The sequence below is a fragment of the Chryseobacterium sp. GW823-FHT05E08 genome (assembly GCF_058795655.1).
On sequence record NZ_JBXAHY010000001.1, the window covers coordinates 365,267 to 377,612 of the forward strand.

At 33.1% G+C, this 12,346-nt stretch carries 12 protein-coding genes and 1 riboswitch; of the genes, 3 read left to right on the forward strand and 9 right to left on the reverse strand.

The features are described 5' to 3' along the window. Positions 1 to 6 precede the first annotated feature (6 nt). Positions 7 to 3,195, forward strand: coding sequence for an efflux RND transporter permease subunit (locus tag AC1Q7L_RS01685; protein ID WP_492305679.1), 3,189 nt, complete (start codon positions 7 to 9; stop codon positions 3,193 to 3,195). Between the two features lie 435 nt (positions 3,196 to 3,630). Here the strand turns inward: AC1Q7L_RS01685 and AC1Q7L_RS01690 are convergent, their stop codons facing one another. The 5 genes from AC1Q7L_RS01690 to metE all read right to left on the reverse strand — a co-directional run bounded on the left by AC1Q7L_RS01690 (position 3,631) and on the right by metE (position 8,251). Then, the gene (locus tag AC1Q7L_RS01690) at positions 3,631 to 4,077 is read right to left on the reverse strand and encodes a KTSC domain-containing protein (protein ID WP_410690762.1); all 447 of its coding nucleotides are present in this window, start codon (positions 4,075 to 4,077) and stop codon (positions 3,631 to 3,633) included. An 86-nt stretch (positions 4,078 to 4,163) separates the two neighbouring features. Then, a complete protein-coding gene (locus tag AC1Q7L_RS01695) occupies positions 4,164 to 4,664 on the reverse strand; it encodes a hypothetical protein (protein WP_492305678.1) in 501 nt (166 codons plus the stop codon). Between the two features lie 3 nt (positions 4,665 to 4,667). After that, complete coding sequence (locus AC1Q7L_RS01700; RefSeq protein WP_492305677.1) at positions 4,668 to 4,997, reverse strand: hypothetical protein; 330 nt, start codon at positions 4,995 to 4,997, stop codon at positions 4,668 to 4,670. A gap of 2 nt (positions 4,998 to 4,999) precedes the next feature. Then, positions 5,000 to 5,833: a restriction endonuclease gene (locus AC1Q7L_RS01705; RefSeq protein WP_492305676.1), complete on the reverse strand. Its 834-nt coding sequence runs from the start codon at positions 5,831 to 5,833 to the stop codon at positions 5,000 to 5,002. 102 nt (positions 5,834 to 5,935) lie between these two features. Further along, positions 5,936 to 8,251, reverse strand: coding sequence for a 5-methyltetrahydropteroyltriglutamate--homocysteine S-methyltransferase (metE, locus tag AC1Q7L_RS01710; protein ID WP_492305675.1), 2,316 nt, complete (start codon positions 8,249 to 8,251; stop codon positions 5,936 to 5,938). Positions 8,252 to 8,668: 417 nt separating this feature from the next. Next, positions 8,669 to 8,851: riboswitch (cobalamin riboswitch) on the reverse strand. A gap of 154 nt (positions 8,852 to 9,005) precedes the next feature. Between metE and AC1Q7L_RS01715 the strand changes: the two genes are divergently transcribed. Then, complete coding sequence (locus tag AC1Q7L_RS01715) at positions 9,006 to 9,467, forward strand: Lrp/AsnC family transcriptional regulator (RefSeq protein ID WP_073290835.1); 462 nt, start codon at positions 9,006 to 9,008, stop codon at positions 9,465 to 9,467. 207 nt (positions 9,468 to 9,674) lie between these two features. Here AC1Q7L_RS01715 and AC1Q7L_RS01720 read toward each other — a convergent pair whose 3' ends face one another. Both AC1Q7L_RS01720 and AC1Q7L_RS01725 read right to left on the reverse strand, forming a co-directional pair. Continuing rightward, the gene (locus AC1Q7L_RS01720; protein ID WP_492305674.1) at positions 9,675 to 10,205 is read right to left on the reverse strand and encodes a Crp/Fnr family transcriptional regulator; all 531 of its coding nucleotides are present in this window, start codon (positions 10,203 to 10,205) and stop codon (positions 9,675 to 9,677) included. Positions 10,206 to 10,286: 81 nt separating this feature from the next. Next, on the reverse strand, positions 10,287 to 10,670 hold the full coding sequence (locus tag AC1Q7L_RS01725; protein ID WP_492305673.1) for a VOC family protein: 384 nt from the start codon (positions 10,668 to 10,670) through the stop codon (positions 10,287 to 10,289). Positions 10,671 to 10,726: 56 nt separating this feature from the next. Here AC1Q7L_RS01725 and AC1Q7L_RS01730 point away from each other — a divergent pair, with 56 nt between their 5' ends. Further along, complete coding sequence (locus AC1Q7L_RS01730; RefSeq protein ID WP_492305923.1) at positions 10,727 to 10,924, forward strand: hypothetical protein; 198 nt, start codon at positions 10,727 to 10,729, stop codon at positions 10,922 to 10,924. Here the strand turns inward: AC1Q7L_RS01730 and AC1Q7L_RS01735 are convergent. Together AC1Q7L_RS01735 and AC1Q7L_RS01740 are read right to left on the reverse strand one after the other, a co-directional pair. Further along, the gene (locus AC1Q7L_RS01735; RefSeq protein WP_492305918.1) at positions 10,859 to 11,488 is read right to left on the reverse strand and encodes a DUF2306 domain-containing protein; all 630 of its coding nucleotides are present in this window, start codon (positions 11,486 to 11,488) and stop codon (positions 10,859 to 10,861) included. The genes AC1Q7L_RS01730 and AC1Q7L_RS01735 overlap by 66 nt on opposite strands. A gap of 40 nt (positions 11,489 to 11,528) precedes the next feature. Then, positions 11,529 to 12,293: a hypothetical protein gene (locus tag AC1Q7L_RS01740; protein ID WP_492305672.1), complete on the reverse strand. Its 765-nt coding sequence runs from the start codon at positions 12,291 to 12,293 to the stop codon at positions 11,529 to 11,531. Between the last annotated feature and the right edge of the window lie 53 nt (positions 12,294 to 12,346).

Sequence of the window (12,346 nt, forward strand, 5' to 3'; positions counted from 1 at the left end):
CAGAAGATGAAGTTAGCAGAAATATCCATTAAAAGACCGTCCTTGGTTATCGTATTATTTACGATACTTACGCTGGGTGGTTTATTAAGTTACTCCATGATGGGGTACGAGTTGATTCCGAAGTTTGAAACCAATATGGTAACCATTTCTACGGTATATCCGGGAGCTTCACCTGCTGAGGTGGAAACTTCGGTAACCCGAAAGATTGAAGATGCCGTTGGTTCCCTGGAAAACGTAAAAAAGGTAGAATCTTCATCTTACGAAAGTTTATCGGTAATTATGGTTCAGCTGAATACCGGTGCCGATGTAAACTATGCTTTGAATGATGCTCAGAGAAAGGTAAATGCTATTTTAGCAGACCTTCCGGACGATGCAGATCCGCCATCACTGCAAAAATTCTCATTGGATGATTTACCGATCATGACGTTGAGTATTTCAAGTGATAAATTGAATAATAAAGATCTTTATGACCTTTTAGATAAAAAAATAGAACCTATTTTCTCACGTGTAAACGGTGTTGCTCAGGTTGACCTTGTAGGTGGACAGGAGAGAGAAATTCAGGTAAGTTTAGATGAAAAGAAAATGCAGGGGTACGGTCTTGCCATTGCAGATGTACAGCAGGCAATTCTTTCTTCAAACTTAGATTTCCCAACGGGAGCTTTGAAAACGAGAACTTCAAGATCTACGATCAGACTTTCAGGGAAGTATAGAAATGTTCAGGAGATGAACAATCTTGTAGTTTCCAATAAAGATGGAGCTCAGGTTCGTTTGTCTGATATTGCAACGGTTTTCGATACCCAAAAAGACATTGAAAAAGTAGCAAGATACAATCAGAATTCAACGATTTTACTTCAGGTTAAAAAGCAGTCTGATGCCAATGCGGTTTCAGTTTCAGAATTAATTCAGAAAACAATTGCTGATGTTCAGAACAATTATAAAACTCAAGGGGTTAAAATCAATATTGTAGATGATACAACAGACTTTACGCTTGAAGCTGCAGATCACGTAATCTTCGATTTATTCTTGGCGATTATCCTGGTAGCAGTAGTAATGTTATTGTTCCTTCACAACATCAGAAATGCATTTATCGTAATGGTTTCGATCCCGATGTCATTAATTGCAACGGTAATCGGAATGTATTTGATGGGGTATACCTTGAACTTGATGAGTTTATTAGGACTTTCATTGGTAGTTGGTATCCTTGTGGATGACGCGATTGTAGTTTTGGAGAACGTTTACCGTCACATGGAGATGGGGAAAAGCAGAATCCGTGCAGCTTATGATGGTGCTTCAGAAATTGGATTTACCGTAACGGCAATTACCTTGGTAATCGTGGTGGTATTCTTACCGATCGCGATGAGTTCAGGGTTGGTAGCTGATATCTTGGCACAGTTCTGTGTAACCGTAGTTATTGCGACATTATTCTCATTATTGGCTTCATTTACTATCATTCCTTGGTTATCTTCAAGATATGGTAAATTGGTACATTTAACAGGTAAAAATCCTTTTGAGAAATTCATCCTTTGGTTTGAAAAGCAATTGGAAAAATTCACACACTGGATCACAGGAATTTTGGAGTGGGTGTTGAAAACTTCATTAAGAAGAATCGTGACAGTGATTGTAACGTTCATTATCCTGATTTCTTCATTCATGTTGGTAGCATTCGGATTTATTGGAGGTGAATTCTTCCCGAAAATGGATAGAGGACAGTTCCTTGTTCAGATGGAGTTACCGAAAGATGCTTCTGTAGAAAAGACCAATCAGGTTACCTTAGCGGTTGAAAAATACCTTAGAAATGATAAAGATGTAGTAGATATGATCACAACAGTTGGTCAGCAGTCATCAGGTTTTGGTGGGGCACAGGCTACATTGTATCAATCAGAAATTCAGGTGATTTTAGTTGATAAATCTGAGCGTAATGAAAGTACAGATATCAAGTCTGCAAAAATCAAGAGAGCTTTAGAAGAAAAATTCACAGGAGTTGAATTTAAAACAGCACCAATCGGATTAATGGGAGCAGATAATGCACCAATTGAAATGGTGGTAACGGCTCAGGATAACGAAACGGCAAATAAAGAAGCAAACAGAATTCTTGAATTGCTTAAAAAAGTACCGGGTTCTGTAGATGCTGAATTATCAACTGACTCTGGAAGCCCGGAAGTACAGGTGAATATCGACAGAGATAAAATGGCTTCTTTAGGTTTAAATCTTTCAAGTGTAGGACAAACGATGCAGACTGCATTCAGTGGAAATACAGACGGGAAATTCAGAGCCGGAGAATATGAATATGATATCAACATCCGTTTTGGTGATGCCAACAGACAGTCGATTGATGATGTAAGAAACTTAATGTTTACAAATCCTCAGGGACAGCAGATCAGACTTAGTCAGTTTGCTGATGTAAAAATGGGTTCAGGACCAAGTTTATTGGAACGTAGAGATAAAGCGCCTTCTGTAAAGGTGAAATCTAAAGTAGTAGGTCGTCCTGTAGGAGATGTTGCCAACGAATGGGCAGCTCAGTTTATGGACAATGAAAAGACAAAACCTGCAGGAGTAAGCTATATTTGGAGTGGTGATATGGAAAACCAGACTGAAGGTTTCGGTACGTTGGGAATCGCTTTATTAGCGGCTATCGTATTGGTTTACCTGGTAATGGTATCCTTGTATGACTCATTTGTATATCCGTTCGTGGTATTATTCTCAATTCCTTTGGCATTGATCGGGGTAATGGTGATTTTGGCCATCACCGGAAACTCATTAAACATCTTTACGATGTTGGGGATGATCATGTTGATTGGTTTGGTTGCGAAGAACGCGATTATGATTGTCGACTTTGCGAATATGAGAAAAGAAGCAGGTGCGAATACGCATGACGCTTTGATTCAGGCGAACCACGCACGTCTTCGTCCGATCCTGATGACAACGATTGCGATGATCTTCGGTATGATCCCGATTGCAATTGCAAAAGGAGCAGGAGCGGAGATGAACAACGGATTGGCTTGGGTAATTATCGGTGGTTTAACATCATCATTATTCCTTACGTTGATCATTGTACCGGTAGTTTATTCATTATTTGATTCAATTCTAAGAAGAATGGGCAAAGGTGAAAAAGTAGACTACGATGCTGAAATGAAGGCTGAATATGAACATAAAGAACTAAGTGAAGACGGTTTTACACCGAAACACGTAGACTAATATAACAACCTTAATTAACCGAAAAAGCGTATCAGAAATGATGCGCTTTTTTTTGTCATTGCGATGAGCAAAGCGAAGAAGCAATCTCATGGATTAAAATATATGTATTGAGGATTTATGAACTCCTGTAAACACGTTAAAGATATATCCGATGAGGTCATTCAACCTAAAAAATGGGGTTCGGAACCTCAAATTTCATATCCTAAACCTCAATTTTTAACTTGTTAGACCTATACTTTTGTGTTCGTAACCACTCAGGAGGAGTCTTGAACTCCATCAGATGGTTTCAGAACCTCAAAAGATAAGTATAGAACCACGAAGGATGAAATAATGAACTTATTCCACTGTGTAACTTATAAAAAAAGTAATCTTTTGGGCAACAAAAAAGCTTTCGAGATAAATCGAAAGCTTTCCTTATTTTTTTATGCTGAAAAACTAATCAGCCATCACTTCACCAGACTTTCTAAAGATAAAATTTCCATAGATGTGTCTTCTTGCGAAACGGCTTGGAGAATCTGCATTCACCATTTTGATATAGGTATTTCTTGGAACTCCAATATATTCAAACATTTTCCCATTCAAATGCTGAACTTTCAAAATAGATTTCTCCAAATAAAAATCCTGAATATTAGATTTTGTGATCGTTTCAGTATATTCTTCTTTATATTTTTCCTGCGTTTCTGGGTTGATACTCACCAAAAAGTGGTACGCTTCAATGATTGTTTTGCTTTTTTCTTCAGCTTCCAGTTTGCCAGCTTCATCATTCACAAATTTATCAGGATGCGTATCTTTCATCGTATTCCTGTAAATTGTTTTTAATTCTTTCAACGTAACGGTTTTATCAACCCCAAGAAGCTTTCTGTGCTCACCAACTCTTTTCATACTATATAATCCTTATTTCGGGGTGCAAAATTAAGCTTTTTTATTTTAAAAATCGTAAGTTATTCAGTATTAATATAGAAACAATTTTATTTTAAATATTTTTTTGTTTCGTCTAATAGCATTTTTACATTTTTAAACTCAGGATTACCCTCATTACTTTCTTTTAGATTAAAGAGTCTGATTTTACTGGTTACCAATGAATCAGAAATATAAGTTTTTGAAATATATTTTGCTAAATCAGGTTGTTGATATTCATCGAAATAGATTGTGATTTCAATGATATTACTTTTTTGAGGCTTGGTACTAGACTTTTCGTAATGATTAGATTCAGATTTTAAAATACGAACTAATTTATCATTCTTATCTTTTGTTATTTCAATTGAGAAACCTGTTGAACCGACATTTTTATTTTTATTATTTCTAATGAATCCAGATCCTTCGATAAGTTTTGTAGGATAGTCTTTTGAATAAACATTAATGCTATCTAAAGAACTATAGCTTTTTAGTTTTATTTGATTTTTTATATCATTACTAGACTGTGCTGAGAATGATGTTGAAATTAATAGTAAAAGGAATAAAAGTCTCATATATTATTTATCTTCATAAAAATATTTATAGGCATAACCTTCTAAATCTCCGCCTTCAGAAATTAAACGATCTTCTTCATCATAAATTTTAAAACTTTCCTGTGAATCTCCAATACTTGCAGAACCATCCAGACCTAATAAAATGGTATAAAAGCTATCTGTCAAAAGAAGAGAAACTATTTCTTTTAATTTTTCACTCTGAACTTCATTTAGATTTAATTCTTCAATTTTTGTTGAAACAAGAGTTCTGTATTCTGATTGATTGTCAAAACTTGAGTTAAGAATGTTTTGTTTTTCTTGGTAGAAATTCTTTATGAATTCTTCAGTTGTCATTATTATGTAATAATTTTTTTGTTATAATATTCTTTCACCCATTCCATTACATGATTTTTATCTCTATAGTCTAGTAAATGAGGTGTTTGTTGTTGTAGCTTTACAGCATCTTTAGTAAAATAAGATGTTGTTACAATTATGCCTTTATTTGCCTTTTCTGTATTTAGTACATCTCTTAAACTTCGAATAATTTCAACACCAACCTTATTCTTTTCACTATACTTTTTACATTCAACCAAATATTTTATAGGACTAAAATCATCAATATATTTTAAAGCTAAAATATCATAGCCATTGTCTCTTGTTTGCTTTGTTAGCTCAACTTGAAACCCTTTATCGTATAGCAATTCAGCTATTATTTTTTCAAATTCTCTTGGATGTATTCGAAACAATTTTTCATTATTAATATAAATATCAAAAATTAATTGTTTTATTCGGTGTGTTTCTTCAAACACTATATTTGTTATAGGTAAGTTATCATATATTTCGTCTGTAACGAAAGTTATATTATCTTCTTTTTCAGTATTTTCATCATCAAAATCAACAATTAATTTAGCTAAATCATACTCATTGAAATTAATTGTATTTGTTAAATTATTAAGTATATAATCTGGAATTCCAATATTAAAATTATCTATTAATAATAGTGTTTTAGAGAAGTTTTCAGTTATAGTTTGGATTGCAGGTCTATTATCAAAAGACTTTTGCAACTTATCTAAATTTGATCTCCATGGGTCAAATTGACTACTTTGAAATTGAATTTTACTTAATTGATTTATGAATGGGGAAAGTTTATTATATATTTGATTTTGGTTAAATAAATCTTTTGGAGTCATTTTATTATTTTACTCTAATCTACGTTAATTTTTTTAAAAATTATATTTTTTAAACAAAAATAGGAGCCCAAAAGGCTCCTGAAAAAACAAATATCAATAATTTTAAAGTGTCTGTAAAGCAAGTTCCTTACTCATTTCCCGCGAAGCCTCTACCATCGCAATCAACGCTTTTTCCGTTTCATCCCAATGACGGGTTTTCAAACCACAATCGGGATTTACCCAAAGTTGTTGTGCAGGAATGACGGCTTGTGCTTTTTTCAGCAATTTTACCATTTCCTCTTTTGACGGAATTCTCGGCGAGTGAATATCGTAAACTCCTGGACCAATCTCGTTCGGATATTTGAAATCTGCAAAAGCATTCAGCAATTCCATCTGGCTTCTGGAGCATTCAATCGTAATCACATCAGCATCCATATCTGCTATATTTTGGATGATGTCATTGAATTCAGAATAACACATATGCGTATGAATTTGGGTCGCATCTTCCACACCGCTTGCCGAAATTCTAAAGGCTTCAACGGCCCATTTCAGATAATTCTGCCAGTCAGATTTTCTCAACGGAAGACCTTCACGAATTGCCGGTTCATCAATCTGGATAATTCTGATTCCCGCTTTTTCCAAATCATTTACTTCATCACGAATCGCCAAAGCAATTTGTTTGCAAGTCAATGAACGAGGTTGATCGTCACGCACAAAAGACCATTGAAGAATCGTTACAGGTCCCGTCAACATTCCTTTTACCCATTTTTGAGTTAAAGATTGAGCATATTCAGCCCAATAAACCGTCATTGGATTCGGTCTGTGAACATCTCCAAAAATCACTGGCGGTTTCACACAACGGCTTCCGTAACTTTGAACCCAACCGTTTTGTGTAAAAGCAAATCCCGCCAACTGTTCCCCGAAATATTCCACCATATCGTTTCGCTCAAACTCTCCGTGAACCAAGACATCGATCCCTATTTCTTCCTGCCAACGGATGGTTCTTTCGGTTTCCTGTTTTAATAAATTGTTGTATTGTTCGGCATTTAATTCTCCTTTTTTGAATTTTGCTCGCCAGGTTCTCACTTCTTTCGTCTGTGGAAACGAGCCAATTGTCGTTGTTGGAAAAAGAGGAAGATTCAAAACTTGCTGCTGAGTTTCTTTTCTTATATTAAATGGTGAATTTCTCTTTGCATCTTCTTCAGTCGTCACATCAACACGATTTTTCACATCCTGATTGTGAATTAATGTTGAGGTTTTACGGTTTTCAATGGCCTTTTTATTTTCAGCCAAAGCTTGTAAAACATTATAATCCGGATTTTCTGAAGCTAATTTTTTTAAATTAACAATTTCATAAATTTTCTGTTTTGCAAAAGCCAGCCATTGCTTGATTTCAGGAGATAAAATATCTTCGTTTTTCTCAGAATCAAGGTCGAAAGGAGAGTGGAGCAATGAACAAGACGGTGCAATAAAAACTCTTTCCGAACCAATTTTTTGAATGGCAGTTTTAATGATATTTAATGAGTTTTGGAAGTCGTTTTTCCATATATTTCTACCGTCAACAATTCCTAAAGAAAGGCTTAAAATTGTTGGAATATTATTTAAAACTTCATCCAACTGTTCTGGTGAACGAACTAAATCAATATGCAAAACATCGATCGGAAGGGAAGTAGTCAAGGCAAGATTATCTTTTAATCCATCAAAATAGGTAGCTACAATGAATTTCAGATTTGGGAATTGTTTTCTGATTTCAGCATAAATAAACTGATATGTTTCTTTCGCTTTTTCATTTAAATCTAAAGCTAAAAAAGGCTCATCAAACTGAATATATTCTGCACCGTGATTTTCCAGTTCTTTTAAAATCTGAATATAAACGGGAAGTAAGTTTTTTGCTAAATCCAATTTATCAAAGCCTTCTTCTTTTTCTTTTCCTAACAATAAATACGTTAATAAACCGATAATGACAGGTTTTGCATTAATTCCGGCTTGTTTTGCACTGATGAATTCTTGGATGATTTTATTGGAGAATAGCTTAAACTCCTGGTTTTTCTGAAATTCAGGAACGATATAATGGTAGTTGGTATCAAACCATTTGGTCATTTCCATGGCGGTGATATCCAATCCATCTTTCTGAAAACCTCTTGCCATTGCAAAATAAAGGTCGAGTTCAGACTTTTTGAGAGCAATTTCCTGATAACGTTCCGGAATTGCTCCAACCGTTAACGTCATATCCAAAACCTGATCGTAATATGAAAAATCATTACATGGAATAAGATCAATTCCTGCTTCCTGCTGTAATTTCCAGTTGTTTTGAGTGATGGTTTTTCCAACTTCCAACAATTCGTCTAATGGGATCTTGCCTGACCAATAGTTTTCACAAGCTTTTTTAAGTTCTCTGTTGCTACCAATACGCGGATAGCCTACTAAGTGTGTTTGCATTTCTTTTAAACTTTTAAATTAAATTTGATTTTAAAAGTTCTTCAGACACTTCGAAATACAGTCGAGGAAAAGAGTTTATGGAATAGAGTAAATACAGTGAGGACGTAATTTTTTCTTTAAATAAAAGAATTGGCTTAATGTTTTTTATTTTTTTGACGCCAAGTTTTAATTCAATTTTCTATATTATTTAAGCGGGCAAAGAAGAATCAATAAATTGATTTTAAGAAGCGGGCGTATAAAACATAAGCTTCATCAGCGACAAAGTCGCAAATCTTTGCTCCTTTAAAATAAGAAGTCATCATAAAAATCTTTGCGTTTAAAAAATAAATTAAATTAAAACTCAATTCAATTTAATTTCAAACCAAATACGTTCAAAAGTATCATCTGTATGACCCAAAAGCTTCAAACCGCGAAAGCATTGTCAATTCGGAACAGGCAGGTCTCCTGACTTGTAACAGTTTTTGTCATCCTTCCCGTTTGCACAGTGGATCTACTTGGACAAAAACTTTTTATGTTACTTACAGTTGCGCGACAGCTCGTGATTTTCACACGATTCCCTATTAATTTACCTTAAGTAAAACCTTTTCCGTTTGATGAAGTATGTTAAAGAACAAAATGGAGTTCAAAGATATTGATTAAAGTGAATTGATTGGCTTAGTGCTAAATATTAAGTATAATATTTTGTTTAAATTAATTTAAAAAGATATTTATTCTTTAAATTTGAAAAATAGAATCAAAAAAAGAATATTATTCTGTGGAAAGACTCGATGAAAAGGATCTTCAACTGTTAAGAATCCTACAAAAGAATGCAAAATTGACCGTAAAAGAGTTAGCGAAAGAAGTTAATCTTTCAGCATCGCCTGTTTTTGAACGAATGAAAAGACTCGAACAGGAAGGTTATATTAAACATTATGCAGCCGTTTTGGAAGCTGAAAAACTGAATCGTGGTTTTACCGTTTTTTGTCAGGTCAAACTAAAAATTCACGACCGTTCTGTTGGAAATGAATTTGTGAAAGATATTCTACAGATTGATGAAGTAGCTGAATGTTATAATATTTCCGGGGATTTTGATTTTCTCTTAAAAGTTCAGGTACGAGATATGAAGCATTATCAGGATTTTGTGTTCAATAAATTGGGCTCTGTAGATTCCATCGGAAGTACGCACAGCACTTTTGTGATGGCGGAAGTGAAGAATATTTATGGGGTGAATATTTAGTAATTGTAAATTTTAACCACAAAAGAGGCAAAAGCTATTTGATACCCATTATTAGGAGACAATAGTTTTCAAAAGAATAAAAATCAAAGATTTTCAAAACTAATGTGTTCTTATTTGCGGTCGATTGATTAACTTAAAATACTTATGTGTTAGTCTTTTGCAACTTTTGTGGTTAAAATAAATAGTTTAAACAATTTTTATTTTAAATTATCTCCGACTTCTAATCCTACTCAAAGAAACAGAAGTAATTCCCAGATAAGACGCAATATAATGTTGCGGAATTCTGCGGATAATCTCTGGAGATTGTTCAAATAATTGATTATATCGTTCTTCCGGTGTATCTTTTATTCTGGAAATAAATAATTTCTGATACTTTAAAAGTCTTTGCTGAAGGTTATTATAATAGAAATCTTTGATGTAAGGATTACGCTCCATTTTCTGTCTGAAATCTTCAAGAGAAGCGCTGTAAACAGTGACAGGTTCTATTGTTTCGATATTGTATAGACTGGGCAAACTGTAAAAAAGACTTTCCCAAGACGAAATAAAAGCGCCCTCAAACATAAACTGAAAAGTGATTTCTTTTCCGTCATTATTGAGCCAGCCTCTCGTAACTCCTTTTTCGATGTAGTAAAATTTTCGGGCGATTTTGCCTTCTTCGATCAAAAGTTCTTTGGGACCGAATTTTTCCTGTTCAAAATCGTTGAGGATAGTAGATAAAATTTTTTCATCAAGTTGCATTACGTGTTTATTACTAAGTTATGCATACGAAATTAGGCATTTTTTAATCATCTTTCACTTAATGTGTGTATTTAGAATGATTTAACTTAAATAATTGCTGATTTCAATTAAATTTTGATCAGGATCGCGGAAATACACAGATTTTATTTTTCCCAAAGCGCCTGTTCTGTCAACAATTCCCTCTATAATTTCTATATTTTTCTGTTTCAATTCTTCTAAAACATCATGAATATCTGTTGTTGCAATAAAACAAAGATCTGCAGAACCAGCGGTCGGATGCTGAGCTTTGGGTTCAAACTCATGACCCTTTTGATGAAGATTGATTTTTTGATTTCCGAAAGTCAGTGCTTTTCTGTTGTCTCCAAAAGTTACAACTTGAAACCCTAGAATATGAGTGTAGAATTCGATTGTTTTTTCAATATCAGCTACGGTTAATACGATATGGTCGATGTTTTGAATTTGCATGATTTTTTGGTCATTTATAATTTAAAAATTAATAGTTTTGAGATAAATTAAAACTGATGATTTTATTATTTCTCTTGTTTATTTTAGTAATTAATGTTGGTCTTGCTTATTTGGCAATGAAATATCTTAGGATGTATACAAAAAATACACAATATCCAGCAGCTTTAGATGCTTCTGTTTTTCTTATTTCATTGGTAATTCTGATGGCGATTACTCTTTTTATTCTTATTAATACTGTTACTATTGGAAGATAAGGTTATTGATTTGTTTTTGACGATTATAATATAAGCAATTGATAGATTGATAAATAACGAAATCCAAACATTAATCCCATAAAATAGATGATAGGAAAAAAGGTTCTCCTGATAAACCAGATTTTTTATGATTCTAAAAGTTATCGCTGTTGTTGTTATTGAATAACTTAAAATCATAAAAATTCTATGCTTGTCGATATTTCCTTTTTTAATATAAATTACGGCAAGGATAGTGAAATAAGCCCAAAGAAAATTTTGCAATAAAAATCCAGTAATTCCTATAATTCCTCCATTTGAAAATATTGAAAGCACAAAACAGGCAGGAAAATTAATGATTAGAATATTGTATACGTATATTTTACCAATTATTTTATGAAGTTTACGATTTTCAGTTAAAAAATGATTTGAAAACTGTGTTAAACCAGCCAAAAGGCAAAATATTATTGAAAAAATATGAATGTAAAAAAATAACAGCCAATATTTATTATTTACAACATCCTGTTTAAATTGTAAGAAGGCAATATTTTTTTGAAAAGTTGTGTATTGAGAAATGGTATTCAGCATAACAATACTAAATATGAAAAGTGCAATTGCTGATATGAATTTATAGATATTCAAAAGGAATTATTTTTTCTTGAAGCAATTTAGCTTTCAAATTGTCAGCATATTTATGAGCAAATTTTTCTTTCTCAACTTTTGGAAGACTGAAATAAAAATCGTTTCTGGCTTCCTTTAACTCATGTTCTTCATCTTCATTTCCTGGTCTTTCAACCACTTCTAAATAATGGACATAATGCCCAAATTCGTGTAGTAAGGTTCTGTAAAGCTGTGTATTTCTTGAAGGTTCGGATTTTAAATCAGCAACGAATTCTCTTTTATTTTCACTAAAAATATGTCCGTCTTGTTTAAGCCTTTCAAACTCTTTTTGATCTTCAAGACTTTGTTTTCTTGGCCAGATTATTTTTTTATTTAAATCAATTGTATCTAAAATAATGGCAGGGAAGTATTCATTTTCAAATTCATAACTATAAACCAATCTTCCCCAAACCGAAGAAATGAGTTCTTCTTTTCTCTTAGATTGTCTTAAAATGATGAATTTTAAATCTCCATAATCTTCAGATGGAATGTGCTGAATAATTTTAATCAAATCATTAACGGAGCATGAATGCATTGAATTTTCGCGAGTTTCTTCAATTACAAACAAAAATTCATGATCATTAATAACTCTAATTTCTTTTTGATACTTTTCAATTCTTTCATAAAAAGAGAGTAAAGTTCCGTAAGGTGTAGAAATTTTGAGCTTATTATTTTGTCCAAAACCTTGGTTTTCGGTTCCAATATTTCTGTTTCTTCGGGTTGGGTTGAACATTGTTAGTTTTCTAAAGTTTAGAGAAAATTATTTAAGATAATTTACGTTTATTA

Excerpts from the sequence above, each read along its gene's own strand:
- AC1Q7L_RS01685 (WP_492305679.1), top strand. The coding sequence starts at position 7 with ATGAAGTTAGCAGAAATATCCATTAAAAGACCGTCCTTGGTTATCGTA.
- AC1Q7L_RS01690 (WP_410690762.1), bottom strand. The coding sequence starts at position 4,077 with ATGAAAAGAGTTGGTGAGCACAGAAAGCTTCTTGGGGTTGATAAAACC.
- AC1Q7L_RS01695 (WP_492305678.1), bottom strand. The coding sequence starts at position 4,664 with ATGAGACTTTTATTCCTTTTACTATTAATTTCAACATCATTCTCAGCA.
- AC1Q7L_RS01700 (WP_492305677.1), bottom strand. The coding sequence starts at position 4,997 with ATGACAACTGAAGAATTCATAAAGAATTTCTACCAAGAAAAACAAAAC.
- AC1Q7L_RS01705 (WP_492305676.1), bottom strand. The coding sequence starts at position 5,833 with ATGACTCCAAAAGATTTATTTAACCAAAATCAAATATATAATAAACTT.
- metE (WP_492305675.1), bottom strand. The coding sequence starts at position 8,251 with ATGCAAACACACTTAGTAGGCTATCCGCGTATTGGTAGCAACAGAGAA.
- AC1Q7L_RS01720 (WP_492305674.1), bottom strand. The coding sequence starts at position 10,205 with ATGCAACTTGATGAAAAAATTTTATCTACTATCCTCAACGATTTTGAA.
- AC1Q7L_RS01725 (WP_492305673.1), bottom strand. The coding sequence starts at position 10,670 with ATGCAAATTCAAAACATCGACCATATCGTATTAACCGTAGCTGATATT.
- AC1Q7L_RS01730 (WP_492305923.1), top strand. The coding sequence starts at position 10,727 with ATGATTTTATTATTTCTCTTGTTTATTTTAGTAATTAATGTTGGTCTT.
- AC1Q7L_RS01735 (WP_492305918.1), bottom strand. The coding sequence starts at position 11,488 with ATGCTGAATACCATTTCTCAATACACAACTTTTCAAAAAAATATTGCC.
- AC1Q7L_RS01740 (WP_492305672.1), bottom strand. The coding sequence starts at position 12,293 with ATGTTCAACCCAACCCGAAGAAACAGAAATATTGGAACCGAAAACCAA.